Source organism: Streptosporangium fragile (assembly GCF_039534445.1).
Lineage (GTDB): Bacteria > Actinomycetota > Actinomycetes > Streptosporangiales > Streptosporangiaceae > Streptosporangium > Streptosporangium fragile.
Genome location: NZ_BAAAVI010000005.1, coordinates 57,060 through 83,276 on the forward strand (window position 1 = coordinate 57,060; position 26,217 = coordinate 83,276).

A 26,217-nucleotide genomic window follows, 5' to 3' on the forward strand; every position below is an offset into this window, starting at 1 on the left:
ATCGCCCCAAACCGGATCACACCCCGACCGGGACGCCCCGGACGGCGCGGTCGCCGCCGGCCCGCTCCAGGCGGCCCAGGTGGTGGCGCCGGAGGTGCAGGACCGCCATCCCCGCCAGGCAGCAGAACGCGCCGAGGCAGTACGGCACGGCGGGGCCCACGTCCTCGCCCAGCTTGGTGGCGACGTACGGCGCGAGCGCCCCGCCCATCCAACGCACGAAGTTGTAGCCCGCCGAGGCGACGGGCCGGGGCGCGTCGGAGACCTCCATGGCGGCCTCGGTGAAAACGGTGTTGTTCAGGCCGATCGGGACGCCCGCCAGGACGACGGCGACGACGATCCCGGGCCGGAGCCCGGCGAGACCGGACAGCGCGATCGCGACCTGCAGGACGGCCAGCAGCCCCAGGGAGAGGTGGAGCACCCTGGCCGGGCCGATCCTCCGGCGCAGGGCCGGAGCGCCGAAGACCGACGCCAGGGCCACGAGGGCACCCCAGCCGAAGAAGACAGCGCCGATGCCGTACGGCGTCATGTCGAGGATGAACGGGGTGAAGGCGAGGATGGTGAAGAAGGCGAAGTTGTAGAAGAACGCGGTGAAGGCGGTGGTGGACAGACCGCCGTGGGCGAGGGCGCGGATCGGATCGCCGAGGCGGGTGGGGACGGCGGGCCGAGGGGTGGGCCTCAGCATGGTGGCGATGAGGACGAATCCGGCGGCCATCAGGGCGGCGGTGCCGAAGAAGGGGGCGCGCCAGTTCCAGTCGCCGAGGGCTGCGCCGACCAGCGGGCCCAGGGAGATGCCCAGGCCGAGCGCGGCCTCGTACAGGATGATGGCGGACTCGGCACCGCCGCTGGCCGCGCCGACGATGACCGCCAGAGCTGTGGCGACGAACAGGGCGTTGCCCAGACCCCAGCCGGCGCGGAAGCCGACGAGCTCCCCCACGCCGCCGGAGGTGCCGGCCAGTGCGGCGAAGACCACGACCAGGGCCAGGCCGAGCAGCAGGGTGCGCTTGCCGCCGATCCGGCTGGAGACCCACCCGGTGACGAGCATGGCCACCGCGGTGACCAGGAAGTAGCTGGTGAACAGCAGCGATACCTGGCTGGGGCCGGCGTCCAGGCCCCGAGCGATGGAGGGCAGGATCGGATCGACCAGGCCGATGCCCATGAAGGCGACGACCGCGGCGAACGCGGTGGCCCAGACGGACATCGGCTGACGGAGGATTCCCTCCGGGCTCCGTGCGGACATGGAAGTGACTCCTTCGGTGCGGGAAGGCCGGGCACGGGGTCGGGCACGGGTCAGGTGCGGCCCAGCTTGGCCAGCGCGGGCAGGGCGACGGCGATGGCCTCCCGCTCCTGGGGGGTGAGTGCGGCGAGCTGGGCGGTGAGGTAGGAGACGCGGGCACGCCGCACGGCGGCCAGGCGGGCGCGGCCCTCCCCGGTGAGCTCCACCGTGCGGACACGGGCGTCGGCCGGGTCGGCTGCGCGCGCCACCAGGCCCGGCTCCTCCAGGCGGTTGATCTGCACGGTCATGGTGGGCAGCTGGACGCCGTGCTCCTCGGCCAGCTCGGTCATCCGGCGCGGGCCACCCTCCAGCGAGCCCAGCACGGCGTACTGCTGGCTGGTGACCGGCTGCCCGGCCGCCACGCGGCGCAGCAGCAGCACGAGGTGGCGCAGTTCTCGGGAAAGGCTCTCGGCCAGGTCGTCCGTCGTCATGGTTAGCTAGTCTAACTTAGCCTGACTAACTATTATTCCGGCGCACGGGCGGCGTCCCGGGACGCCGCCCCGGCGGGAGCGCCGCCCGCCCGGCGACCGGACGACCGCGGCACGGCCGGACGACCGCGGCACGGCCGGACGGTGCGGAAGCCCGGCCGGCCGCGGTGGGGTCAGGGACGCTTGGTCTCCAGGTCCACGGTCTCCCGGATCGCGTCGATCTCCGGCATCCGGGCGGCCGAGGGCTCGACCGGGCGCAGGTACGTCTGCTGCACGCCGGGGACCCGGTCCTCGATCACGAAGGTCGCCCTGGTGTGCGCCGCCGCGCCCGCCTGGGTGACCTGCGGCAGCACCTTGAAATCGGCGGTGAGCAGCTCGCGCTCGATCCGCGTGATCACGTAGCCGCGCTGGTTGTTGTAGAACTTCAGGTGCGGGTTGATGGTCAGGAACGGGTGGGTCGCCGGGTCGGAGTCGCGTCCGTCGCCGCCCGTGGTGATGGACGAGGTGACCAGCTCGGCGCCGACGGTGCGCGTGGTGGGGTCGTCGTAGTCGAGTTTGAGGTCGCTCGCCCAGTGGGCGTGCACGTCGCCGGTGAGCACCACGGGGTTGCGCACCCCGGCGTCCAGCCAGCCCTGGGTGATGCGCTGCCGCGAGGCGACATAGCCGTCCCAGGCGTCCTGGCTGGTGATCTTGGCCGGCCCGGCGTTGTTGTCACGCTGGGCGAAGAAGACCTGCTGGCCGATGACGTCCCAGCGGGCCCGCGACTCGCGGAAGCCGTCCAGCAGCCAGCGCTCCTGGGCCTCGCCGGTGATGGAGCGGGCCGGGTCGACGGCGGCCGGGCAGTCGCGGTAGCCGTCGCCGCAGCCCTGGTCGCTGCGGTACTGACGGGTGTCGAGCATGTGGAAGGTGGCCAGCCTCCCCCACCGGACGCGCCGGTACAGCTGCATGTCGATGCCCCGCGGGATGGAGGCGCGGCGCAGCGGCATGTTCTCGTAGTACGCGCGGAAGGCGGCCTCGCGCCGGGCGAGGAAGTTCGGCTGGGGCACCTCCGGCTTCTCCGGCACCTCGTCGGCCCAGTTGTTGTCGAGCTCGTGGTCGTCCCACACCACCAGCCAGGGGGCGGCGGCGTGCGCGGCCTGCAGGTCGGGGTCGGTCTTGTACTGGGCGTGCCTCTGACGGTAGCCGGCCAGCGTCTCGGTCTCGGGGCCCTCGTGGTGGCGGATGTTGCCGCCGGGGATGGTGTAGGTGTCGCGCCGGTACTCGTACTGGTAGTCGCCCAGATGCAGCACCAGGTCGGGGTGCTCCTCGGCCAGGCGCCGGTAGGCGGTGAAGTAGCCGTGCTCGTACTGGGCGCAGGAGACGAAGGCCATTGCCAGCGGGGAGCCGTACGACAGCGCGTGCGGGGCGGTCCTGGCCCGGCCCATCGGCGAGACGTAGGGGCCGACCTTGAAGCGATACCAGAACTCCCGGTCCGCGGGAAGCCCGCCCAGCTCGACGTGGACGCTGTGACTCCACTCCGGGGTGGCCGCGACCACGCCCCGGCGCAGCACGCGGCTGCCGGACCCGTCGCCGTAGACCTGCCACTGGACGAGGAAGGGCCGCGCGGGCATGCCGCCCAGGCCGTCCTCGGCGAGAGGCCGGGGCGCCAGCCGGGTCCAGATCACGAAACCGTCGGCGGACGGGTCCCCGGAGGCGACGCCGAGCGTGAAGGGATCGGAGCGCAGGCCCCGGGAGGCCAGCGAGGCGGAGGTCTCCTGGGCGGGGTCCGCCGGGTCGGCGTGGGCCGCGGCGGGAATGCCCGCGACCGCGCCGGCGGCGATGCCGGTGACGAGGAAGGAGCGCCGGGAGAAATGCGACAAGGGGGGCCTCCGAGGCTGATGGGGCGAGAACGCCCGTCAGCCTCGCTGAGGAGCATGACGTCGAAGTGAATTTCTCCGGACATGCAAAAGGCGGCCTCCTTCACGGAGGCCGCCTTCGATGAAGTTTTCCATCCCCGCGCCGGGCCGGACGGCGGTGACCCCCCGGCCGGACGGGGACGGGGACCGCTACCAGCCGCGCTCGGCCAGACGGTGCGGGACCGGGATGTCGTCGACGTTGATGCCGACCATGGCCTCACCCAGGCCGCGGGAGACCTTGGCGATGACGTCGGGGTCGTCGTAGAAGGTGGTGGCCTTGACGATCGCGGCGGCGCGCTGGGCCGGGTTGCCCGACTTGAAGATGCCCGAGCCGACGAAGACGCCCTCGGCGCCGAGCTGCATCATCATGGCGGCGTCGGCCGGGGTGGCGATGCCGCCGGCGGTGAACAGCACGACGGGCAGCTTGCCGGTCTTGGCGACCTCGGCGACCAGCTCGTACGGCGCCTGGAGCTCCTTGGCGGCGACGTACAGCTCGTCCTCGGGGAGCGAGGTCAGGCGCTTGATCTCACCACGGATCTTGCGCATGTGCGTGGTGGCGTTGGAGACGTCACCGGTGCCGGCCTCCCCCTTGGAGCGGATCATCGCCGCACCCTCGGTGATGCGGCGCAGGGCCTCGCCCAGGTTGGTCGCGCCGCAGACGAAGGGCACGGTGAACCGCCACTTGTCGATGTGGTTGGCGTAGTCGGCCGGGGTGAGCACCTCGGACTCGTCGATGTAGTCGACGCCCAGCGACTGCAGGACCTGGGCCTCGACGAAGTGGCCGATGCGGGCCTTGGCCATCACCGGGATGGACACGGCGTTGATGATGCCGTCGATCATGTCGGGGTCGCTCATCCGGGAGACCCCGCCCTGGGCGCGGATGTCGGCGGGGACGCGCTCCAGGGCCATGACGGCGACGGCACCGGCGTCCTCGGCGATCTTCGCCTGCTCGGGGGTGACGACGTCCATGATGACGCCGCCCTTGAGCATCTCTGCCATGCCGCGCTTCACCCGGGCGGTTCCGGTGACGGCGGTCTCGGTGACTTCGGGCGTGCTGCTGGACACGGGTCTCTACCTCACGACGGCTGGTTGCGGATCACGGGCCGCCGCAGAGGGGCGGCCGCCACGCCTCCATGGTAGGTGCTGAGCAGGCTGTGCCCTTACACACCACCTTGTCGTGCTTATGCGATCTTCTTGGACATGATGTACGGCTCGCGCGTCAGGGGATGACCGGTTTACGGGAGGCCAGGACGACCCAGACCTGCCCGGGGGCGAAGTTCATCGGCTTCCCGTCCGGTGTGGTGAAGACGGTGCCGTCCTCTTCCTTCTCACGCGACCACCTGGCCTTGAAGGCCTGCCCGTCGCGGAGCACGATCGCGTTGCCCTCGCCGGTGGTGTGCACCAGCGGGGTGTAGCTCTGGTTCTTGTCGTGGAACTCCGAACGCTCGGTCTTGGTGTACTGCACCACGATGGTGGGGGCGCCGAGCTGGCCGCCCTCGGCGGCCATGTCCTTCTTGCCGTCCTGCCAGATGAGCCACTTGCCGGCCGCCTCCGACCAGGCGAAGGTGAAGCGGGCCGCGGGATACTTGACGGTGTACGCCTTCCTCGGCACGCCTCCCTCGGGGGCGTCACCGAAGGTCAGGCCGATGTCCTTGGCCTTGCTCGCCCCCGGCGCCTTGGCCAGCAGCTGCCGGGTGTTGGCGAAGAGGTTGTAGGGGGCGAAGCGCCCCGGCTGCCGGAAGTACGCGCCCGGTGCCCGGCTGTCGGAGACGTCGAACAGCGACGCCTGCGCGATGATGGGGAGCATCTTGGTCTGCGCGCCCGAGTAGGCGAAGGCGGGCTTGCCGAACTGCGGCACGATGTGCAGGTCCGAGATGCGGGCGCTGCGGACCGGGCCGACCTTGGCCGGGATCTTCGAGGAGAAGATCGCCATCAACCGGGTCAGGCCGGCCTCGACCTGCTCGACGTAGACGATGTCGGCACTCTTGAGGCCGAGCTGCGGCTTGCCCGCCGAGGTGTTCTCGATCTTCACCGCCAGCACCGGCCGGCGGGCCGCGCCGGGGAGCCCGGTGAACGGGTGCGTGGGCTCGGGCGTCGGGGTCGGGGCCGCGCTCGGCTCTCCGGCCGCGACCGGCGCGTTGCCCGCCGGGGCCGGGTCGTCGGAGGAACAGGCCGCGGCCGGGGCGAGAACGGCGATTCCCGCCAGCGTGACGGCGATCATCCGGGGCACCCGCACGGCTCATCTCCTCAAGTCGGCCACGAATCGCCAAGAGCTTACAGGTGTCCGACTTGTCAGATACCCCGGTCTATGTACGACTCATTCGGCGGCCAGTGCCTTCGGGGGCGCGTCGTCGATCTCGAAGAAGTCGGGATAGTCGGTGTGCCCTGCCAGCCGCAACGTGCGCGCGAGCCAGCGGCGCTGCGCCGTCCGGGTGACCTCCACCGCGTTGTTGTAGAAGCGGCGCGCGTAGACGACCTTGGCCACCGCGCCGTCGAGCTCCTCCAGCAGGTCCGGGCCCGCCGGGGTCTCGGCCAGCCGGTCGCGGAGGCGGTCTTGGTCGATCACCGCCCGCAGGGTGCGCGACAGGTCGCTCTCGGCGTGCTCGCGCTCCTCGGGCCCGGCCGTGCGCGCCTCGTGGGCCGCGGCGGCCAGCACCAGGCTCGTCGCCGGGTCCAGCAGCCGGGAACCGGCCAGTTCCAGGCAGACGGCGGCCCGGCGCACCAGGGCGGCGTCCAGCGACTCGCGGGCCAGCTCCAGCCGGATGTGCAGCCGGTCCAGCCGACCGGCCCGCCAGGAGATGTAGACGGCGGCGAGCACGACGACGGCGCCCGCCACGAGGACCAGCGTGGTCGTCACCGGACGTCGTCCTCCTCGACCCCCGCCGTGCTGGCCACCGTCTCGTAGACGCGCAGCACGTCGCGGGCGACCGTGGACCAGTCGTACTTGCGCACGGCGTTGCGGGCCCCGTCCGACAGCTTGGCCCGGCGCAGGGGGTCGTCGAGCAGCGCGGCGGCCTCGCGGGCGAGGGAGGCGGGGTCACCGGTCGTGAACAGCGCCCCGGCCTGCCCGTCGTCCAGCACCTTGCGGAAGGCCGGGATGTCGCTGGCCAGGATCGCCGCGCCGGCCGACATCGCCTCGGTCAGCACGATGCCGAAGCTCTCCCCGCCCAGGTTGGGCGCGCAGAACACGTCGACCGTGTGGTACGCGCGCACCTTGTCCTCCTCGCTGACCAGGCCGAGCAGGCCGATCCGGTCGTGGAGGGCGGGCGGCACCCGCCCCAGCACCTCGCCGGCGTCGCCGGGCCCGGCCAGCAGCAGGCGCAGCGACGGCCGCTCCGGGGCCAGCAGGGTGAAGGCCTCCAGCAGCACCGGCAGGCCCTTGCGCGGTTCGTCCATCCGGCCGAGGAAGCCGATCACCTCGCCCTCGTCCCAGCCGGACAGCGGCTCGCCCTCGGCGTAGCGGGCGACCGTCACCCCGTTGGGGATGAGCACGGCGTCGCCACCCAGGAACTCGACCAGGGTCTTCCTCGCGGCGTCGGACACCGCGATCCGGCCCGTGACCTTCTCCAGCGCGCTCATGATCACCGCCGCGGTGGCCGAGAAGGAGCGGGAGCCCGCGTAGGAGGCGTGGAAGGTGGCCACGATCGGCCCCTTGGCCACCCAGCACGCGAGCAGGCCCAGCGACGGGATGGCCGGCTCGTGCACGTGCAACACGTCGAAGCGGCCCTCGCGCACCCAGCGGCGCACCCGGTTCGCCGACAGGAAGCCGAACGAGAGCCTCGCCACCGACCCGTTGAAGGGGACGGGCACCGCGCGGCCCGCCGAGACCACGTACGAGGGCAGCGGGGCGTTCTCCCCGGCCGGGGCGATCACCGAGACATGGTGGCCGTCCTCGATGAGCGCCTCGGCGAGGTCGCGGATGTGGACCTGGACGCCGCCCGGCACGTCCCACATGTAGGGACAGACGATGCCGATCCTCACCGCTCCCCCACCGCCCTCCGCGGGCGTCCCGCCCCCGGCACCCGCGTCGCCGCCCGCCGGCCCCGCGGCGGGCGCGCCCGGCGCCTCACGGCCGCGGCTCCAGGTCCGCGAGCCACAGGCGCTGGAGCATGTGCCAGTCTTCGGGGTGCTCGGCGATGCCCTTCTCGAAGACGGTGGCCAGGCTCTGGGCGACGACGGCCACCTTCTCCCTCCGGTCGCCCTCGGCCGGGACCGGGATCTCCTCGTGGAAGTCCAGCCCCCAGTCGCGCCCGGCGAAATAGGGGATCGCCGGGATGAGCGGGGCCCCGGTGTGCACGGCCAGCAGGGCGGGGCCGGCGGGCATGCGCGTGGCCGCGCCGAAGAACTGCACCTCGACGCCCCTGGCGGTCAGGTCGCGCTCGGCGGGCAGCGCCACCGCCTGGCCCGCGCGCACGCGCTGCGCGAGCGTGCCGAAGGTGTGGCCGTCGCCGCCGGTGAGCGGCAGCACCTCCATGCCCAGTCCCTCGCGGAAGGCCGTGTAGCGGCGGAACAGCGACTCGGGCCGGAGCCGCTCGGCGACCGTGGTGAACCGGTGGCCGGTCGCGATGAACCAGGCGCCCGCCTGGTCCCAGTTGCCCATGTGCGGCAGGGCGAGGACCACGCCGCGCCCCCGGGCGAGGTGTTCGTAGACCGGCTCGCTCCCGGTGACGTGCATGCGGGCGAGGAGCTCGCCGGCGGGGATGTGCGGGAGCCGGAACACCTCGTGGAAGTAGCGGAAGTAGGAACGCATGCCCGCGCGGCTGAGCTCGCGGACCGCCGGATCGGCGTGGGAGGTGCCCTTGACCCGGGCGAGGTTGGCCTCCAACCGGAGCACCGACTTACCGCGGCGTTTCCAGAGCCGGTCGGCCGCCGTCTGGAAGGCCCACGCGGTGAGGCGTTCGGGCAGGAGGGGCACGATCGCCCAGCCGGCGCCGAAGGCGGCGGCGACCAGGTGATCCTGGGGGGACGGCTTGTCGGTCATCGCTCTCCCGATGAGCGGAGGGGCCGGGACGGGGCGGAGACGGCCTGCCGGCGCACGTGCAGCAGGCGCTGGACGACCGTGATCGCGCTGGCGGCGGCGAGCAGCCAGAGCCCCACGGCCAGGACGTACGGGATGCCGAGACCGCCGAGACCGGCGGCCACCAGGCCCACGACCAGGCGCTCGGGGCGCTCGGCGAGGCCCACGTCGCACGTCATGCCCAGCCCCTCGGCCCTGGCCTTGATGTAGGAGACCAGTGCCCCGGCGACGAGGCAGAACAGCGCGACCCCGGCCAGCACCGGCTGGCCGCTGACGACGAGCCAGATCGCCAGCCCGGAGAAGATGCCGGCGTCGCCCAGCCGGTCGAGGGTGGAGTCGAGGAAGGCGCCCCAGGTGCTCCCCGTCCCCGACATCCTGGCCATGACCCCGTCGAGGAGGTCGGCCAGCACGAAGAAGGTGATCACCATCGTGCCCGCGAACAGCTGGCCTCGCGGGTAGAAGAACAGGGCCGCGGCGACGGTCCCCAGCGTGCCGGCCGCGGTGACCACGTCGGGGCTGATCCCGCGGCGGGCGAGTGCCCTGCCCAGCGGGGTCAAGACTCGGGTGACGGCGGGGCGCAGAAGTTTCAGCATCGCGGTCTGATCGTAGGCCACTTGGCCTGCGAGCGCGCGCCCCGCAGCCGAGTGGCGAGCCTCGCGCGCACGGCGTTCGGGGCACGGGCGGGCCTCGGGAGACGGCTCGGGTAAATAGCGAGAAGACCTCCTTCTCGCAAGAGGATTGCTATACCCCTCTTGTGATATTCGCCACATGGGTATTTGGTGAACACACCGCGTCCGTGCGGTGTACGGACGCGACAGCGGAGATCCGGGGGTGTGGCCCCACCTGGCCGCGCTCCTTCGGCAACGACGCGGGAGGCGATGTGGCGGAGAGAGCAACCGGAGGGACAGCGGGAGCCGCCGGGAGGGCACCCGAGGCCGACCGGCCGGACATGATTCGCAATGTGGTGCTGGTCGGCCATTCCGGCGCGGGGAAGACGACGCTGGTCGAGGCGCTGCTGGTCGCGACGCGGACCGTCCAGCGGCCCGGACGGGTCGAGGACGGCACGACCGTCAGCGACTTCGACGAGGTCGAGGTGCGCCAGCAACGCTCGGTGAACCTCACCGTGGCCCCGGTGGTCCACAACAACATCAAGATCAACCTGCTGGACACGCCCGGCTACGCCGACTTCGTCGGCGACCTGCGGGCCGGGCTGCGCGCGGCCGACGCCGCGCTGTTCGTCGTCTCGGCCGTCGAGGGCATCGACGGCCTCACCCAGCTGCTCTGGGAGGAGTGCGCGTCCGTCGGCATGCCCCGGGCGGTCGTGATCACCAAGATCGACCACCACCGGGCCGACTTCGAGGAGACCCTCGCCGCCTGCCAGGACGCCTTCGGCGACGGCGTCGCGCCCCTCTACCTGCCGGTGGTGACCAACGGCCGGGTGAACGGCCTGATCGGGCTGCTGAGCCAGAAGTTCTACAACTACGCGACGGGCAGCCGGAGCGAGCACGCCCCCGGCCCCGAGTACGAGGAGCAGATCGCGGCCTACCGGGGCGAGCTGATCGAGGGGATCATCCAGGAGAGCGAGGACGAGTCCCTGATGGACCGTTACCTCTCCGGAGAGGAGATCGACACCAAGGTTCTCATCGACGACCTGGAGAAGGCGGTCGCGCGCGGCGGCTTCTACCCCGTGCTCGCCGCCGGGACCGGCGTGGGCGCCGTGGAGGTCCTCGAACTCATCACGCAGGGCTTCCCCTCGCCGCTCGAACACCCGATGCCGGAGATCACCTCGATCGACGGCAGGCCGGTCTCCGACATCGCCTGCGACCCCGAGGGGCCGCTGGTGGCCGAGGTCGTCAAGACCACCAGCGATCCCTACGTGGGCCGGATCAGCCTGGTCCGGGTCTTCTCCGGCACACTGCGGCCCGACATGACCGTGCACGTCTCCGGGCACGGCCTGGCCGACCGCGGGCACGAGGACCACGACGTGGACGAGCGCATCGGCGCCGTCTCCTCGCCGCTGGGCAAGCAGCAGCGGACGGCCGCCAAGTGCGTGGCCGGGGACATCGCCGCGGTGGCCAAGCTGTCGCGGGCGGAGACCGGCGACACGCTGTCGGACAAGGACAACCCGCTGCTGATGACCGCCTGGACCATGCCCGACCCGCTGCTGCCGGTGGCGATCCAGGCCAGGTCCAAGGCGGACGACGACAAGCTCGGCCAGGCCCTCGCCCGGCTGGTCGCCGAGGACCCGACGCTGCGCCTGGAGAACAACCCCGAGACGCACCAGCTCGTGCTGTGGTGCATGGGGGAGGCACACGCCGACGTCCTGCTCGACCGGTTGAGCAAGCGGCACGGCGTGGAGGTGGAGAAGGTCGAGCTCCGGGTGCCGCTCAGGGAGACCTTCGGCGGGAAGTGCCAGGCCATGGGGCGCAACGTCAAGCAGACCGGCGGGCACGGGCAGTTCGCGATCTGCCACCTGGAGGTCGAGCCCCTGCCCTCGGGCGGCGGTTTCGAGTTCGTCGACAAGATCGTTGGCGGGGTGGTGCCGCGCCAGTTCATCCCCTCGGTGGAGAAGGGCGTGCGCACGCAGATGCAGCGCGGAGTGGTCGCCGGGTATCCCATGGTGGACGTGCGGGTGACGCTGTACGACGGCAAGGCCCACTCGGTCGACTCCTCCGACATGGCCTTCCAGATCGCCGGGGCGCTCGCGCTGAAGGAGGCGGCGGCCAAGGTGCCCACGCTGCTGCTCGAACCGGTCGACGAGGTGTCCGTGCTGGTCGCCGACGACTACGTCGGCTCGGTGATGTCCGACCTGTCGTCCCGCAGGGGCCGGGTGCTGGGCACCGAGACGGTGGGCAACGGGCGCACGCTGGTCAAGGCCGAGGTGCCCGAGCTGGAGATCACCCGCTACTCCATCGATTTGAGATCGATGTCACACGGCACGGGGACCTTCCAGCGGACCTTCCTGCGCTACGAGCCGCTCCCGTCCCATCTGGTGGACAAAGTGACCGGCTGACACGGGCCTGAGGGCGCGCGCCGGACGGCGACCGGCCACCCGGAGGAAACACACCGTCCGGCGCACGCTTCCCACAGATACCATCGCATAACGATGGCATCACAAAAGGATTTCGTTTTTCGGGCTTGAGCACGGTGGCTCCGGTGTCAGACTGGGGAACCATGCGAAACGCACGCCCTCTGCTTGCCGCCGCCGCCCTCGCCGTCCTGACCACCGGCGCCGCCTACACCTTCGGCCCCGACGCCAAGCCGGCGCGGCCCAAGGCGACCGACCGCGTGGCCTCCCCGGCCGACACCGCCGCGGCGGCCGACCCCGCCTCGGCGCAGTGCACGACCAGCGCGAAGTTCCCCAAGCGGCAGCTGCGGGGCGTCTGGATCGCCACCGTCAAGAACATCGACTGGCCCTCGCGCACCGGCCTGACGCCCGCCCGGCAGCAGGCCGAGTACGTCAAGATCCTCGACAACGCGGTCAAGCTCCGGCTCAACGCGGTGTTCGTCCAGGTCCGCCCGGCCTCCGACGCCCTCTACAAGTCGGATCTGGAGCCCTGGTCGCAGTACCTGACCGGCAAGGCGGGCAAGGACCCCGGCTGGGACCCGCTGCCCTTCCTCATCGCCGAGGCCCACCGGCGCGGCCTGGAGTTCCACGCCTGGTTCAACCCCTACCGCGCCTCCTACGACGCCGACCTGAGCGGGCTCCCGGCGAACCACCCGGCACGGGTGCACCCCGAGTGGATCGTCAAGTACGAGGACCGCGCCTACTACAACCCGGGCCTGCCCGCCGTCCGCGACCACGTCACCAAGGTCGTCAAGGACGTGGTGACCCGCTACGACGTGGACGGGGTCCACTTCGACGACTACTTCTACCCGTACCCGGGCAACGGCGCGACGTTCGCCGACGCCGCGACCCACGCGAAGTACGGCAAGGGCGCCACACTGGCCGACTGGCGCCGCGCCAACGTCAACAAGCTGATCGCCCAGGTCGACAAGGCCGTGCACGAGGCCAAGAGCCACGTGAAGTTCGGCGTCAGCCCCTTCGGCATCTGGCGCAACAAGAGCGACGACCCCGCCGGGTCGGCCACCGGCGGCATGTCCGCCTACGACGCCATCTACGCCGACGCCCGTCACTGGATCCGCAAGGGCACCGTCGACTACGTCATGCCGCAGCTCTACTGGCCGCGCGGGTTCAAGGTCGCCGACTACGACGTGCTGATGCCGTGGTGGGCCGACCTGGTCAAGGGCAGCGACGTGCACCTGTACATCGGTCAGGGCCTCTACCGGGTCGGCGCCACCGACACCCCGGCCTGGACCAAGCCCGGTGAGCTGCCCTCGCACCTGACCGTGAACCGCAAGCACGAGCAGGTCGACGGCGACGTCTACTTCAGCGCCAAGCAGCTCGGCACCGACCCGCTGGGCGCGATGGGCCGCATCGCCAAGAGCCACTACTCGCGACCGGCGCTGCTGCCCCTGATGAAGGAGCGCGGCGGCCGGGCCCCGGCCAAGCCCGCCGACGTGCGGCTGCAGGGCACCTCGCTGAGCTGGAAGTCCTCCGAGGGCGCCCGCTCCTACGCGGTCTACCGGATCGCCTCCGGCAAGCCCGGCGCCTGCGCCACCGCCGACGCGCGCAACCTCGTCGCGGTCGTGCCGGCGGCGGGCGGCGAGCGCCAGACCTTCGCCGTGCCGGGCGACGGCACCTACCTGGTCACCGCCCTGGACCGCCTGCAGAACGAGAGCGACATCGCCTCCGTCACCCCGGCCTGACCACCGCGGCCCGGCCTGACCACCGCGGCCCGGCCTGACCACCGCGGCCGGATCTGCCGGGCCGGAACCACACGCGGACCGGGCGGTGTCCGGCCCGCCGGCCGGGCGGCCGGGCGGGAACGGCGGGACGCCGCCGGCCGCGGATGCCGTCGTAGGCCGCCCTCGAGCCCGGGAACCGGCGTGACCTGAGCGGATCCCCGGATGCGCTGGACCCGTGGCACGATCTTCCCCTACGGTGCCAGCACTTGACCGAAGCGGAAGGGGAGGTCGCTCGTGAAGCGGACGCTCATCGCGTTTGCTCTGGTCCTGGTCGCGCTGTGGCCCGGTGCCGCGCAGGCCGCCACGCAGGCGGACGGCCGCGTCGTGCTCATCGGCGTCCCGGGCCTGCGGTGGAGCGACCTCAGCCCCACCGGCACCCCGAACCTGTGGCAGCTGGCCGGCGGCAGCGCCGTGGGCTCGCTGTCGGTGCGGGCGGTGGGCCGGGTGACCTGCCCCTACGACGGATGGCTGACGGTCTCGGCCGGGGTCAGGTCCGCGGTCGGCTACGGCTGCGGCCTCCCGCCGCTGCCCGAGCCGGACGGGAACGGCGCGACCATCCCCGGCTACGACTACCTGCACCGGGTCGCCGGGCAGAAGGGCGCCGGCACGCTCGGCGAGGCCGTGCACGCCGCCGGGGAGTGCACTCTGGCGATCGGCCCGGGTGCGGCGCTGGCCCTGGCCGACCGGTCGGGCAAGGTCGACGTCTACGCCCCCTCCCCCGCGCAGATCCGCGCCGACGTGCTCGGCAGGTGCCGGGTGATCGCCGTGGACGTCGACGACCTGATCAGGCCCTACGTGACCGACGGGCGGCTGCCCGCGGCCGAGGAGCCGCTCACCCCGCAGGAGCGGGCCGCGGCGCTGCGCATGGCCGACGCCAAGGCGGGGGCGGTGCTGAGCGTGCTGCCCGCGGACGCCAGCGTGCTGCTGGCGGGCCTGTCCGACCACGACGGCACCCCGCACCTGCGCGCGGCCATGATGCGCCACGGGGACGTCTCCGGCCGCTTCCTGGGGGCGGCCTCCACCCACCGCGAGGACGTCACGATCCTGCCGGACATCACCGCCACGATGCTCTCGCTGACGGGTGTCCCGGTGCCGCCGGACGTGGTCGGGACGCCCTGGCGGGCGAGTGAGAGCCGCACCGGCGGCACGGAGGCGGCGCAGGCCGAGCTGTCCGACGCGGACGTGGCCGGGCAGACGATCCGGAGCATCGGCGGGATCTTCTTCACCGCGGTGGCCGTGCTGCAGGTCGTGTTCTACCTGACCGCGTTCCTGTTGCTGCGCCGCAGGCGCGGGCTGGGCGGGGTCCGGGTGGCCGCGGTGGCGCTGGCTTCGGTACCGGTCTCGACATACCTGGTGAACCTCGTCCCCTGGCACCGCGCGGAGGCGCCGGTGCCCGTGCTGGCCGGCGGGATCGCCGGGTGCGCACTGCTGCTGACCGCGCTGGCGCTGGCGGGCCCCTGGCGACGCAGGCCGCTCGGGCCGCTGGCGGTGGTGACGGGGGTGACCGCGACGGTGCTCGCCGGCGACCTGCTGACCGGGACGCCCCTGCAGCTCGACAGCGTGATGGGCTACAGCGCCGTGGTCGGGGCCCGCTACTACGGTCTGGGCAACATCCCGTTCGCGCTCTTCGCCACCTCCGTGCTGCTGCTGGCCGCCACGATCGCGCACCGGCTGCTCCGCGGGGGCCGTACGCGCGCGGCCGCGGCCGCGGTGACGGTGCTGGGCGGCCTGGCGATGATCCTCGGCGGCTGGCCCGGTGTGGGCAGCGACTTCGGCGGCGTCATCGCGTTCGTCCCGGGGATCGCGGTGACCGCGCTGCTGATCGCGGGCAGCCGGGTGTCGATCGTCAAGCTGGGCGCGTTCTGCGTGGCGGGCGGCGTCACCGTGATGGCCATCGCCTACCTCGACTACCTCCGCCCGCCGGCCTCGCGGACGCACCTGGGCCGCTTCGTCGGCCAGGTGTTCACCGGCGAGGCACTGGAGGTCATCGGCCGCAAGCTGGAGGCGATGCTGGGCACGCTGCTCAACCCGAACCTGATGCCGATCGTGATCGCCGCGGCGGCCTTCCTGGTCTACGCGCTGCTGCGGCCGGAGCAGGCGACCGCCGGGGTGCTGCCCGCCGCGTTCACCCACTCCCCCGCCCTGCGGGCCGGCCTGGTCGGCACCCTGATCAGCGGAGTGGTGGGCATGCTGGTCAACGACTCCGGCGCGGCCGTGCTCTCGATGGCGCTCGCCCTGGCCGTACCGCTGACCCTGTCGGCGGGCATCCGGGCCCTGGAGGTCGGCGGACCGCGCTACGAGGACGCGGGCCAGGACCCGGCGAGCAACTCCCTGGTGTCGCGCAGCAACTGAGGCAGCACCTTGGTCTGACCGACCACGGGCATGAAGTTGGTGTCACCGCCCCAGCGGGGCACCACGTGCTGGTGCAGGTGCGCGGCGATGCCGGCGCCCGCGACCGCGCCGAGGTTCATGCCCACGTTGAAGCCCTGCGCGCCGCTGGCCTTGCGCAGGGCCGTCAGCGACCGTTTGGTGAAGTCGGCGAGCTCGGCGGTCTCGGCCCCGTCCAGATCGGCGTAGTCCGCCACGTGCCGGTAGGGACAGACCATGAGGTGGCCGGAGTTGTACGGGTAGAGGTTGAGCAACGCGAAGACCGACTCGCCCCGGGCGACGATCAGACCGTCCTCGTCGCTCATGCGGGGAATCTCACAGAACGGGCAGCCATCTTCCGGGCCGGAACCCGTCGGCTTGCTGGCCCCCTTGATGTAGGCCATTCGATGGGGGGTCCAAAGTCTCTGGAAGGCGTCCGGTGTGCCTGCCCCGTGCTGTGCCTCCGGGTCGTTGCTCATGGCGATCAGCATATTGCCCGGCGCCCCGGCCCGGTCTGGCGCCTCCCTGCTTGATGGCGACGCTGGCGCGTCGCGGCTCGGGTGCTCTGACTGTGTTTACGGCGACGCTGCGCTCACGCGGGGCCGGGGCACATGTCGTACGGCATCGGGGGACAAATATCGCGAATTTCCGGCAGAATCCCTCAAGCGTGACCATCGACTGCCGAGGAGCACCCATGACCGACGTCTCCGTCGAGGATCTCACCGACGGGACCGGACCCCTCGCGTCCCCCCTCCAGGACGCCAGGCCGCACCGCCCGTTCTCCCTGAGCCTGTCCGCCTTCTCGGAGCCGGCGAGCGGGCCGGTGAGCCCGGCCGTGGACGAGACGGCGGTCTTGACGGCGGTCGGGGCCGAGCCCACCGCCCCGGACGAGCCCGTCGTCCCGGCTGCCCCCGCTGCTCCGCTCGCCGCGGTCGCGGACGAACCGGAGGCTCCGGCTGTTCCGCTCGGCGTGGCCACGGACGAACCGGTGGACGGACCGGAGGCTCCGGCCCCGGCCGAGCCGGTCTCCCCGGTCGTGACCGAGCAGGGCGAATCCACGGCCGGGAAGGCCGAGCCCATGGCCCAGAAGGCTGAGCGGGCCGAGCGGAAGCCCGTCCTGTCCGTCGCCGAGAAGGCCGCCCCGGCCGTGGTCGAGGCGGTGTCCTCGGCCGTGGTGAAGGGGCGGATCAAGGTCGCCGACGAGGTCGTGGAGAAGGTCGCGGCCCTGGCCACGCTGGAGGTCGCGGGCGTCGCCGCCCTGGGCGAGGGCGTCACCGGCCCCGGGGAGAGCTCCCCCCGGCAGGCTGCACCGGTCCGCGAGCGGGCCGGTGCCCGGCGCAGCCGGGGCGTCAGCGCGCACGTGCAGGACCGCACGGTCGCGGTCGACGTGGCGATCGTGGCCGAGTACGGGCACGTGGTGATGGACGTCGCCAACGAGGTCAAGACCAACGTGGCCCGGACCCTCAGCCGGATGCTGGGCATGCGGGTCGTCGAGGTCAACGTCAACGTCGACGACGTCCGCCTGCCCGGCGAGGCCCTCCCGGGCGCCCCGGAGGAGCCCGAGAAGGGCGACTGAGGTCTGTCAGACCCGGCGGGGCCGAGGATCCCCGATGCGGTGACCGGAGGCGTTCCACCGGGCTCACCCGGCGAGGCGTCGCCCGCCGGGCCCGGACGGCCGGCGCCTCGGCGATCGGCGGCCCGGCGAAGGCGTCCGGTCACCGCCCCGGACATGCGAAGCGGCGGGCGGCCCGCACGGGCCGCCCGCCGCTTTCCCCGGGACCGCCGGAGCGGGCCCGGGAGGGTCAGACCTGGACGCGGCGCTCGATCGCGTCGACGATCTCGTTGATCGCCTCGTCGACCGGGACGCCGTTCTTCTGCTCACCGTTGCGGAAGCGGAAGGAGACCGCGCCGTTGGCGATGTCCTCGTCGCCCGCCAGCAGCATGAACGGCACCTTGGACTTCTGCGCGTTGCGGATCTTCTTCTGCATCCGGTCGTCGGAGGCGTCCACCTCGATGCGGATACCGCGCTCACGGGCCTTCTTGGCCACGTCCTGCAGGTAGGGCACGTGAGCCTCGGCGATCGGGATGCCGACGACCTGGACCGGGGCGAGCCAGGGCGGGAACGCACCCGCGTAGTGCTCGACCAGCACTCCGAAGAAGCGCTCGATCGACCCGAACAGCGCCCGGTGGATCATGACGGGCCGCTGCCGGGAGCCGTCCGGCGACTGGTACTCCAGCTCGAAACGCTGCGGCAGGTTGAAGTCGAGCTGAATGGTCGACATCTGCCAGGAGCGCCCGATCGCGTCGCGGGCCTGGACGGAGATCTTCGGCCCGTAGAAGGCCGCGCCGCCCGGGTCGAGGACGAGTTCCAGCTTCTCCGACTCGGCGACCTCGCGCAGCGTCTCGGTCGCCTCCTCCCAGTCTTCGTCGGAGCCGACGAACTTGACCGGGTCCTTGGTCGACAGCTCAAGGTAGAAGTCGTTCAGGCCGTAGTCACGGAGCAGGTCGAGCACGAAGCGCAGCAGCGACTTCAGCTCGTCCCGCATCTGATCGCGGGTGCAGTAGATGTGCGCGTCGTCCTGGGTGAGACCGCGCACGCGGGTGAGGCCGTGCACCACGCCGGACTTCTCGTACCGGTAGACCGTGCCGAACTCGAACAGCCGCAGCGGCAGCTCGCGGTAGGACCGCCCGCGCGCCCTGAAGACCAGGTTGTGCATCGGGCAGTTCATCGGCTTGAGGTAGTACCTCGCGCCCTCCAGCTCCATGGGCGGGAACATGCCGTCGGCGTACCAGTCGAGATGGCCGGAGATCTTGTAGAGGTTCTCCTTGGTGATGTGCGGGGTGTTGACGAAGGAGTAGCCCGCCTCCTCGTGCCGCCTGCGCGAGTAGTCCTCCATGAGCTTGCGGATCACGCCGCCCTTGGGGTGGAAGACCGGCAGGCCCGAGCCCAGCTCGTCGGGGAAGGAGAACAGGTCGAGCTCGGCGCCGAGCTTGCGGTGGTCGCGCTTCTCGGCCTCCTCCAGCAGGTGGAGGTATTCGTCCTGCTTCTCGCGCGACTCCCACGCGGTGCCGTAGATCCGCTGCAGCTGCGGGTTCTTCTCGCTGCCGCGCCAGTAGGCCCCGCCGGAGCGCATCAGCTTGAACGCCGGGATGGACCGGGTGGTCGGCACGTGCGGGCCGCGGCACAGGTCCTTCCAGCACAGCTCGCCGGTCTTGGGGTCGAGGTTGTCGTAGATGGTCAGCTCCGCGCCGCCCACCTCGACGTTCTCCTCGTCGGCGGCCCCGCCCTTGAGGCTGATCAGCTCCAGCTTGTACGGCTCGGCGGCGAGCTCCTCGGCGGCCTGCTCGTCGGAGACGGGCCGGCGGGAGAACCGCTGCCCCTGCTTGACGATCTCGCGCATGCGCTTCTCGATGCGCTTGAGGTCGTCGGGGGTGAACGGGTTCTTGACGTCGAAGTCGTAGTAGAAGCCGTTCTCGACCGGCGGGCCGATGCCCAGCCTGGCCTCGGGGAAGATCTCCTGAACCGCCTGGGCCATGACGTGGGCGGTGGAGTGGCGCACGATGGCCCGCCCGTCGGGGCTGCCGATCTCGACCGGCTCGACGACGTCGCCGTCGGCCACCGGGGCCGCGAGGTCCTTCAGCTCGCCGTTGACCCGGGCGGCGACCACGGAGCGGCCGTCCGCCTCCAGCGCGTCGCCGTACGTCGTGCCCCCCGCCACCACACGCTCGGCTCCGGCGAGGGTGATACGAAGTTCTGGCACGGCGGACACTGTTGCTCCCTGGGACGTGTCGTCTTGTGGTCTGAGAATCGATGCTACCGGTGTCCGCAACGCGATTTCCCAGACGTTACGCCGCGGGCCTCCTCGGCCGTCGCATCCCGGGCTCCTCCGGGCGCCGCACCGCGCGCTTCTCCCGGCGCCGCGGCGCGGGTTCTCAGGCGCTGCGGCGCCGGCGGTACCCCAGGGAGGTCAGCTCGGCCCTGGTGCCGCGGAAGATGTTGCGGTCGAGCGGGCTGTGCGCGTGCTGGTGGATGGTCCAGCCGCGCCACGGCCCCGGCACCTCGGGCCTGCCCCGGGGGTCGTCCGGCGCGGCGATCCACAGCGGGTGGTCCTCCAGCCCCGCGCAGTTGCCCTTCTGGGCGAACGACGCGTACGTGTAGATCACCGGTTTGATCCCGGCCCGGGCGGTGACCACCTGGCACCAGCGGTGGGCGAAGCGGGCGACCTTGACGGCGGGCATGCGGTCGGTGGTCTCCAGGTCGAGCGCGAGCAGGTCGCCCCGGCGCAGCCCGCCCGCCCGCTGCACGGTCCGCAGGAAGTGCGCAGCCTGCTCCTCGGGGTCGCCCGCGGGCCGGGCGAAGTGGTAGGCGCCGCAGACGATCCAGCTCTCCCGCATGCCGTTCCAGTTGGCGCCGAACCAGCGGTCGGCGAAGGTGCTCCCCTCGCTCGCCTTGGCGAAGGCGAAGGAGACGCCGGCCCTGGCATGGGCGTCCCAGTCGACGGCGCCCTGCCAGTTCGAGACATCGATGCCGTGCAACATGGCGGCCACGCTAACCGGCGGACACGCCCGGCACACGCCCGACGCTCCCTCGGCGTACTGTCGTTGCAGCCGCTTTGGCTAGGCTTGGTCGGCGTGAACGCAGCCCAGACCACCGGCGCGTACGCCGCCGGCATCGCGACCATCACTTCCGGCGGGACCGTGCTCGACACCTGGTTCCCCTCTCCTCAGCTGGGCGAGCCCTCCTCGCCGGGCACCACGCGGCTGACCGAGCAGGAGGCCGTCGCGGAGCTCGGCGCCGGGATCGCCGCGCTGCTGGGCCCCGACGAGGACCGCGGGGTGGAGGTGGTCGCGGTGCGCACCGGGATCGCCAAGCTCTCCGAGGCCCCGGTCGACGCGCACGACGCCTACCTGCGCCTGCACCTGCTCTCGGCCCGCCTCGTCCAGCCCCACGGCCAGAACCTCGACGGCCTGTTCGGCCTGCTCAGCAACGTCGTGTGGACCAACCACGGCCCGTGCGCCGTGGAGGGCTTCGAACAGGTGCGCCTGCGCCTGCGCGCCCGCGGCCCGGTGACCGTGTACGGCGTGGACAAGTTCCCGCGGATGGTCGACTACGTGGTGCCGAGCGGCGTCCGCATCGCCGAGGCCGACCGGGTCCGGCTCGGCGCGCACCTGGCGAGCGGCACGACGGTGATGCACGAGGGCTTCGTCAACTTCAACGCCGGCACGCTCGGCGCCTCCATGGTCGAGGGCCGGATCTCGGCGGGCGTCGTCGTGGACGACGGCTCCGACGTCGGCGGCGGCGCCTCGATCATGGGCACCCTGTCCGGCGGCGGCAAGCAGATCATCTCGGTGGGGCGGCGCTGCCTGCTCGGCGCCAACAGCGGCATCGGCATCTCCCTGGGCGACGACTGCGTCGTGGAGGCGGGCCTGTACGTCACCGCCGGGACCAAGGTGACCCTGCCCGACGGCAAGGTGGTCAAGGCCGCCGAGCTCTCCGGCGCCTCCGGGCTGCTGTTCCGCCGCAACTCGACCTCCGGCGCCGTCGAGGCCGTCGCCCGCCAGGGCACGGGCGTGGAGCTCAACAGCATCCTGCACGCCAACGACTGATCCGGCGCGCGGGGACCTGCGGCCCGCGAAGCTCGTTCCCGGGCCGCTCGCCTGGCAGGGTTGTCCCACTGACGTCGCACGGAGGGAAACGGGATGACCGGTCGGGAGACGGCTGGCGGCGGGGGCGCGGCGGTCGCCCGGTGGGTGACGGGTCTGTTCGCACCGCAGGTGCTGGTCATCGGGCTGCCGCCGCTCGTCGGCCTGGTGGCAGACGGCCCGCAGGGGGCGGTGTGGGGGCTGATGGCCTCGGCGCTGTGCGGTGGTGTCCCCGCCGCGGTGATCCTGGCCGGGGTCCGCTCCGGGCGGCTCGACTCCCACCACCTGGTCGACAGGGCCAGCCGGACACGCCCGCTGCTGGTGGCGGTCGCGTCGGTGATCGTCGCACTGGCGGTGATGGTCGCCCTGGACGCGCCCAGGCTGATGGTGGCCACGGTGACGGCGATGCTGGCCGCGCTCGCGGTGACGGTACCGATCACCCTCAAGTGGAAGATCTCCTTCCACGCGGCCGTGTCGGCCGGCACGGTGGTGGTGCTCGCCCACGTGCTGCCGGCCGTGCCCACGCTCGTCGCGGGCGCGCTGATCGTGGGGACGGTGTGCTGGGCGCGGGTGCGGCTCACCCACCACACCCCCGCCCAGGTCGCCGCCGGGACCGTCATCGGTCTCGTCACGGCCTGGGCGGCGCTGAGTGCCTTCGGCGTCTGACCGGCCCGTCTGACCGGCCCGGCCCCGGAAGGCCCCGCCGGGCCGTAGGCCGGGGCCCGGCCTCCCCCAGAGCAGGGTCTTGAGGAATCAGAGCAGGGTCTTGAGGAACTCGCGCGTGCGCGATCCGGTGGAGTAGTCGATGGCGACGAAGTCGGTGACGCCCGCCTTGGCGAGGGTCTCGATCTGGGCCGACACGGCGTCCTCGTCGCCGACGACCGCCACGTCGCCCGGGCCCGCGGCTCCTTCCCGGTCGAGCATCGCCCGGTACGACGGCAGCCGGCCGTAGATCTCGAACCGCTCGGCGGCCAGCGCCCTGGCGGCGTCGGCGTCGTCCGTGACGCAGACGGGCAGCGCGCACACGATCCTGCCACCGGGCCGCGCCGCGGCCCCGCCTCGGTGATGGAGGGCGTCACGTGGTCGGCGACGGTCCTGGGCCCGGTCATCCACAGCACGGTGCCGTCGGCCATCTCCCCGGCCAACCTGAGCATGCGCGGGGCCAGCGCGGCGATGAGCACCGGAAGGCCGCGGGGGCCGGGCGTGGTCAGCCCGAGATGGGCGCTGAGGGTCTCGCCCTGGAACGACGCGTTCTCCCCCCGGACCAGCGGCAGGAGGATCGACAGGTACTCGCGCATGTGCCGGGCGGGCTTGTCGAAGCTGTAGCCGTACATGCCCTCGATCACCATCTGGTGCGAGAGCCCGATGCCCAGTGTGAGCCGTCCGTCGAGGGCGGCGTTGGCGGTGAGGGCCTGCTGGGCGAGGGCGGCCGGGTGCCGGGGGTAGGTGGGGACGACGGCGGTGCCGAGCTCAATGCCGGGCACCTGGCTGCCGGCCACGGCGAGCGCGGTCAGCGCGTCGAAGCCGAAGATGTTGGGGAGCCAGACCGAGGAGAAGCCGTCGTCGGCCCCGCGGGCGATGCGCTCGCGCAGCTTGGCCAGCGCGTCCGATCCCTGGGGTTCGTTGATGAAGAGTCCGAATCGCATCGCTACAGAACTCCATTCTAGTAGGCTCCGGCCAGTGTAGATCGCCGGACCGCGGGCCGGGACCGCATCCGGACGGCACGCCGGCGGGGTCACGGCCGCGCGGCGGTGGCCCCCGTCCGCGCGGGCGCGGAAGCCCGCAGCGGGCCGGCCTCGATCCCGGCCGCCTCGGCGGCACGTCCGCGCGGGCGCGGAAGCCCGGTCGACCGCGAGGTAGACCACGGCCATGCCGCCGGCACGTCCGCGCGGGCGCGGAAGCCCGTCACGGGAGCTCGGTGAACCGATCCACCTGCTCGATCGTGCCGGCGATGACGATCACGTCGCCGTACCCCAGGACGGTGCCGGCGTCGGCGTAGGTGAACTCGTCGTACGGGCCCTTGACGCAGACCACCGTCACGCCGTACTTGCGGCGGAGGTTGGACTCCCCGAGGGGGACGCCGATGTACTCACGCGGCGGGCGGGTCTTGGCCAGGGCGTAGTTCTCGCCGACCTCCATGTAGTCGAGCATGCGCCCGTTGAGCATATGGGCCAGCCGCTCGCCCATGTCGTGCTCGGGCAGGACCACGTGGTGGGCGCCGACGCGCTCCAGGATGCGCCCGTGCTCGCGGCTGATGGCCTTGGCCCAGATGTCCTCGATCTCCAGCTCGACGAGCAGCGACGTGGTGAGGATGCTGGACTCCAGGTCGGTGCCGATGGCGACCACGGCCCGGTAGAAGTCTTGCACGCCGATCTGGCGCAGCGCCTCGATGTCGGTGGAGTCGGCGGCGACGACGTGGGTGAGCTTGCCGGCCAGGCTCTGCACCACCTTGGGGCGGCTGTCGACGGCCAGCACCTCGGTACCGCGGCGGAAGAGCTCCAGGGCGAGGGAGCTGCCGAACCGGCCCAGGCCGATGACCACCACCGGGTCGTTTCTTCTGTCAGCCAACGATCGTCTTCTTTCGGGGAACCGTAGCTGCGGGGATTCACCGGAGCGCGAGGTCAGAAGGTGAAGGCGCCCCCGGTCTCGCACCGCGTCCCGGGGTCTCGGACCACCTGGCCCGGGGTGCCCGAATCCTATCCCAGCGGCGAAGCGCCCGCCTTCCTCCTGGCCCGCCCCACCTTGTGCTTCTCCGCGTCCCGCGCCGGCGTCAGGCGAGGGGCTCCGGTCCGTCACCGCTCCCGGCGACGGTGTCGAGGACCATCTGGCCGTACTTGGCGAGCTTGCTCTCGCCGACACCGCTGATCCCGGCCAGCTCCGCGAGAGAGGACGGGGAGCGGGTGGCGATCTCGCGCAGGGTCGCGTCGTGGAAGATCACGTACGCGGGCACGCCCTGTTCCCTGGCCGTGGCGGCGCGCCAGGCGCGGAGCCGCTCGAACACCGGCGCGGCCTCCTCCGGCATCTCCACCGGATCGGCCCGGCGGGGACCGGACGACGGGGATTTGGCGGCCCGGGCGGCGCGCGCCGGGCGGTCGGGCTCGCGCCGCATCAGCACCTGGCGCCGCCGCCCCAGGACCTCGGCGCTCGCGTCGGTCAGCACCAGCGTGCCGTAGTCGCCCTCCACCGCGAGCAGCCCCTGCGCCAGCAGCTGACGCACGACCCCGCGCCACTCGGCCTCGCCCAGCTCCGTGCCGACGCCGAACACCGTCAGCGCGTCGTGGTCGAACTGGATGACCTTGGCGGTCTTCCTGCCGAGGAGGATGTCGATGATCTGGCCCGCGCCGAACTTCTGGCGGCGCTCCCGCATGAGGCGGAACACGGTCGACAGGACCTTCTGGGCGGGGACGGTGGCGTCCCACGACTCCGCGGGCGACAGGCAGGTGTCACAGTTGCCGCACGGGGCGCCCTGCTGGCCGAAGTAGGCGAGCAGCCGCGCCCGGCGGCACTCGACCGTCTCGCACAGGGCCAGCATGGCGTCCAGGTGGGCGGCCAGGCGGCGCCGGTGGGCGTCGTCGCCCTCGGAGGTGTCGATCATCTTGCGTTGCTGGACGACGTCCTGGAGACCGTAGGCGAGCCACGCGGTGGAGGGCAGCCCGTCGCGCCCGGCCCGGCCGGTCTCCTGGTAGTAGCCCTCGACGGACTTGGGCAGGTCGAGGTGGGCCACGAAGCGGACGTCGGGCTTGTCGATGCCCATGCCGAAGGCGATGGTCGCGACCATGACGAGGCCGTCCTCGCGCAGGAAGCGCGCCTGGTTCTCCGCCCGGGTGCGCGCGTCGAGCCCCGCGTGGTAGGGCAGCGCCGGGATGCCGTTGCCGGCCAGGAACTCGGCGATCTTCTCGACCGAGGAGCGGGACAGGCAGTAGACGATGCCCGCGTCACCGGGGTGCTCGGTGCGGATCAGTTCCAGCAGCTGCCGCCTGGGCTCGCTCTTCGGCACGATGCGGTACTGGATGTTGGGGCGGTCGAAGCTCGCCACGAAGTGGCGGGCGTCCTGGAGACTCAGCCGGGAGGCGATCTCGGCGTGGGTGGCCGGGGTGGCGGTCGCGGTCAGCGCGATGCGGGGCACGTCCGGCCAGCGCTCGTGCAGCGCGGACAGCGCGAGGTAGTCGGGGCGGAAGTCGTGGCCCCACTGGGCCACGCAGTGCGCCTCGTCGATGGCGAACAGCGAGACCACCCCGCTGTCGAGCAGCCGGAGCGTCGCGTCGAGCCGCAGGCGCTCGGGCGCCAGGTAGAGCAGGTCGAGCTCACCGGCCAGGAAGTCCGACTCGACCTGGCGGCGCTCCTCGAAGTCCTGCGTGGAGTTGAGGAAGCCGGCCCGCACGCCCAGGGCCGTCAACGCGTCGACCTGGTCCTGCATGAGCGCGATGAGCGGCGAGACGACCACCCCGACGCCTTTGCGGACGAGCGCCGGGATCTGGTAGCACAGCGATTTGCCGCCGCCGGTCGGCATGAGCACCAGCGCGTCGCCGCCGGCGACCACGTGCTCGACGATCTCCCGCTGGCCCTCCCGGAACGAGTCGTAGCCGAAGACGCGCCGCAGCACGCGCGTCGCGTCGCTCACCTCGGGACCGTTCTCGGGGGAAACCATCGGGTCATTCTACGAGGATCATGCCGTGCCCGGCCGCGTACCGGCCGGTTGTCCCCATCCGGACGGCGCCGGACCCGCCGCGCGGGGCCTCGCCGGGCCGAGGCGGCCCGGGAGCGCGACGCGGTCGCGCCGGCCCC

Annotated in this window: 21 protein-coding genes and 1 pseudogene; 6 read left to right on the top strand and 16 right to left on the bottom strand. The window is 72.3% G+C overall.

Going from position 1 to position 26,217, the window contains the following annotated elements; genetic code table 11:
- Window positions 1–16 precede the first annotated feature (16 nt).
- The 9 genes from ABD841_RS05000 to pgsA form a co-directional block, all read right to left on the bottom strand.
- The gene (locus tag ABD841_RS05000; protein ID WP_344968322.1) at window positions 17–1,237 is read right to left on the bottom strand and encodes an MFS transporter; all 1,221 of its coding nucleotides are present in this window, start codon (window positions 1,235–1,237) and stop codon (window positions 17–19) included.
- Window positions 1,238–1,287: 50 nt separating this feature from the next.
- The gene (locus ABD841_RS05005; protein ID WP_344968324.1) at window positions 1,288–1,704 is read right to left on the bottom strand and encodes a MarR family winged helix-turn-helix transcriptional regulator; all 417 of its coding nucleotides are present in this window, start codon (window positions 1,702–1,704) and stop codon (window positions 1,288–1,290) included.
- A gap of 170 nt (window positions 1,705–1,874) precedes the next feature.
- Entirely contained in the window at window positions 1,875–3,560 is a 1,686-nt protein-coding gene (locus ABD841_RS05010; RefSeq protein ID WP_344968326.1) for an alkaline phosphatase D family protein, read from the bottom strand.
- A gap of 186 nt (window positions 3,561–3,746) precedes the next feature.
- Entirely contained in the window at window positions 3,747–4,661 is a 915-nt protein-coding gene (gene pdxS / locus ABD841_RS05015) for a pyridoxal 5'-phosphate synthase lyase subunit PdxS (RefSeq protein WP_344968328.1), read from the bottom strand.
- 154 nt (window positions 4,662–4,815) lie between these two features.
- Window positions 4,816–5,832, bottom strand: a complete 1,017-nt coding sequence (locus ABD841_RS05020; protein ID WP_344968330.1) for a DUF3048 domain-containing protein — start codon at window positions 5,830–5,832, stop codon at window positions 4,816–4,818.
- A gap of 81 nt (window positions 5,833–5,913) precedes the next feature.
- Window positions 5,914–6,453, bottom strand: a complete 540-nt coding sequence (locus ABD841_RS05025; protein WP_344968331.1) for a hypothetical protein — start codon at window positions 6,451–6,453, stop codon at window positions 5,914–5,916.
- On the bottom strand, window positions 6,450–7,577 hold the full coding sequence (locus tag ABD841_RS05030) for a glycosyltransferase family 4 protein (protein WP_344968333.1): 1,128 nt from the start codon (window positions 7,575–7,577) through the stop codon (window positions 6,450–6,452). The genes ABD841_RS05025 and ABD841_RS05030 overlap by 4 nt, the downstream gene beginning before the upstream one ends.
- An 85-nt stretch (window positions 7,578–7,662) precedes the next feature.
- Window positions 7,663–8,577 (bottom strand): phosphatidylinositol mannoside acyltransferase, encoded by a 915-nt coding sequence (locus ABD841_RS05035; protein WP_344968335.1) that lies wholly within the window; start codon window positions 8,575–8,577, stop codon window positions 7,663–7,665.
- Window positions 8,574–9,206 carry a phosphatidylinositol phosphate synthase gene (gene pgsA / locus ABD841_RS05040; protein ID WP_344968337.1) on the bottom strand — a complete coding sequence of 211 codons (633 nt, stop codon included), beginning with the start codon at window positions 9,204–9,206 and terminating at the stop codon, window positions 8,574–8,576. The genes ABD841_RS05035 and pgsA overlap by 4 nt, the downstream gene beginning before the upstream one ends.
- Before the next feature lie 287 nt (window positions 9,207–9,493).
- Between pgsA and ABD841_RS05045 the strand changes: the two genes are divergently transcribed.
- The 3 genes from ABD841_RS05045 to ABD841_RS05055 all read left to right on the top strand — a co-directional run bounded on the left by ABD841_RS05045 (window position 9,494) and on the right by ABD841_RS05055 (window position 15,774).
- On the top strand, window positions 9,494–11,626 hold the full coding sequence (locus ABD841_RS05045; RefSeq protein WP_344968339.1) for an elongation factor G-like protein EF-G2: 2,133 nt from the start codon (window positions 9,494–9,496) through the stop codon (window positions 11,624–11,626).
- A 161-nt stretch (window positions 11,627–11,787) separates the two neighbouring features.
- Window positions 11,788–13,383, top strand: a complete 1,596-nt coding sequence (locus ABD841_RS05050) for a glycoside hydrolase family 10-like protein (RefSeq protein ID WP_344968341.1) — start codon at window positions 11,788–11,790, stop codon at window positions 13,381–13,383.
- A gap of 273 nt (window positions 13,384–13,656) precedes the next feature.
- Window positions 13,657–15,774, top strand: coding sequence for a hypothetical protein (locus tag ABD841_RS05055; RefSeq protein ID WP_344968343.1), 2,118 nt, complete (start codon window positions 13,657–13,659; stop codon window positions 15,772–15,774).
- On the opposite strand, the gene ABD841_RS05060 is transcribed toward ABD841_RS05055, so the two are convergent.
- Window positions 15,717–16,280, bottom strand: a complete 564-nt coding sequence (locus ABD841_RS05060; RefSeq protein ID WP_344968345.1) for an HIT family protein — start codon at window positions 16,278–16,280, stop codon at window positions 15,717–15,719. The genes ABD841_RS05055 and ABD841_RS05060 overlap by 58 nt on opposite strands.
- A 203-nt stretch (window positions 16,281–16,483) precedes the next feature.
- Between ABD841_RS05060 and ABD841_RS05065 the strand changes: the two genes are divergently transcribed.
- Window positions 16,484–17,365, top strand: coding sequence for an Asp23/Gls24 family envelope stress response protein (locus ABD841_RS05065; protein ID WP_344968347.1), 882 nt, complete (start codon window positions 16,484–16,486; stop codon window positions 17,363–17,365).
- A 226-nt stretch (window positions 17,366–17,591) separates the two neighbouring features.
- Here ABD841_RS05065 and thrS read toward each other — a convergent pair whose 3' ends face one another.
- Entirely contained in the window at window positions 17,592–19,559 is a 1,968-nt protein-coding gene (gene thrS / locus ABD841_RS05070; RefSeq protein WP_344968349.1) for a threonine--tRNA ligase, read from the bottom strand.
- A 163-nt stretch (window positions 19,560–19,722) separates the two neighbouring features.
- Complete coding sequence (locus ABD841_RS05075; RefSeq protein WP_344968351.1) at window positions 19,723–20,328, bottom strand: glycoside hydrolase family 25 protein; 606 nt, start codon at window positions 20,326–20,328, stop codon at window positions 19,723–19,725.
- A 93-nt stretch (window positions 20,329–20,421) separates the two neighbouring features.
- On the opposite strand from ABD841_RS05075, the gene dapD reads away from it, so the two are divergent.
- A complete protein-coding gene (gene dapD / locus ABD841_RS05080; RefSeq protein WP_344968352.1) occupies window positions 20,422–21,396 on the top strand; it encodes a 2,3,4,5-tetrahydropyridine-2,6-dicarboxylate N-succinyltransferase in 975 nt (324 codons plus the stop codon).
- 93 nt (window positions 21,397–21,489) lie between these two features.
- Window positions 21,490–22,098: a phosphatase PAP2 family protein gene (locus tag ABD841_RS05085; protein ID WP_344968354.1), complete on the top strand. Its 609-nt coding sequence runs from the start codon at window positions 21,490–21,492 to the stop codon at window positions 22,096–22,098.
- A gap of 87 nt (window positions 22,099–22,185) precedes the next feature.
- Here the strand turns inward: ABD841_RS05085 and ABD841_RS05090 are convergent, their stop codons facing one another.
- The 4 genes and pseudogenes from ABD841_RS05090 to recQ form a co-directional block, all read right to left on the bottom strand.
- Window positions 22,186–22,458: an LLM class oxidoreductase gene (locus tag ABD841_RS05090; RefSeq protein WP_344968356.1), complete on the bottom strand. Its 273-nt coding sequence runs from the start codon at window positions 22,456–22,458 to the stop codon at window positions 22,186–22,188.
- A gap of 62 nt (window positions 22,459–22,520) precedes the next feature.
- Window positions 22,521–23,303, bottom strand: a pseudogene (locus ABD841_RS05095) (LLM class flavin-dependent oxidoreductase); the annotation flags it as partial.
- A gap of 34 nt (window positions 23,304–23,337) precedes the next feature.
- On the bottom strand, window positions 23,338–24,000 hold the full coding sequence (locus ABD841_RS05100) for a potassium channel family protein (protein ID WP_344968358.1): 663 nt from the start codon (window positions 23,998–24,000) through the stop codon (window positions 23,338–23,340).
- Between the two features lie 202 nt (window positions 24,001–24,202).
- Complete coding sequence (gene recQ / locus ABD841_RS05105; protein ID WP_344968360.1) at window positions 24,203–26,080, bottom strand: DNA helicase RecQ; 1,878 nt, start codon at window positions 26,078–26,080, stop codon at window positions 24,203–24,205.
- Window positions 26,081–26,217 lie beyond the last annotated feature (137 nt).

Coding starts and splice junctions, on each gene's coding strand:
- ABD841_RS05000 (WP_344968322.1), bottom strand. CDS start 1,237: ATGTCCGCACGGAGCCCGGAGGGAATCCTCCGTCAGCCGATGTCCGTC.
- ABD841_RS05005 (WP_344968324.1), bottom strand. CDS start 1,704: ATGACGACGGACGACCTGGCCGAGAGCCTTTCCCGAGAACTGCGCCAC.
- ABD841_RS05035 (WP_344968335.1), bottom strand. CDS start 8,577: ATGACCGACAAGCCGTCCCCCCAGGATCACCTGGTCGCCGCCGCCTTC.
- pgsA (WP_344968337.1), bottom strand. CDS start 9,206: ATGCTGAAACTTCTGCGCCCCGCCGTCACCCGAGTCTTGACCCCGCTG.
- ABD841_RS05050 (WP_344968341.1), top strand. CDS start 11,788: ATGCGAAACGCACGCCCTCTGCTTGCCGCCGCCGCCCTCGCCGTCCTG.
- ABD841_RS05060 (WP_344968345.1), bottom strand. CDS start 16,280: ATGCTGATCGCCATGAGCAACGACCCGGAGGCACAGCACGGGGCAGGC.
- ABD841_RS05065 (WP_344968347.1), top strand. CDS start 16,484: ATGACCGACGTCTCCGTCGAGGATCTCACCGACGGGACCGGACCCCTC.
- ABD841_RS05075 (WP_344968351.1), bottom strand. CDS start 20,328: ATGTTGCACGGCATCGATGTCTCGAACTGGCAGGGCGCCGTCGACTGG.
- ABD841_RS05085 (WP_344968354.1), top strand. CDS start 21,490: ATGACCGGTCGGGAGACGGCTGGCGGCGGGGGCGCGGCGGTCGCCCGG.
- recQ (WP_344968360.1), bottom strand. CDS start 26,080: ATGGTTTCCCCCGAGAACGGTCCCGAGGTGAGCGACGCGACGCGCGTG.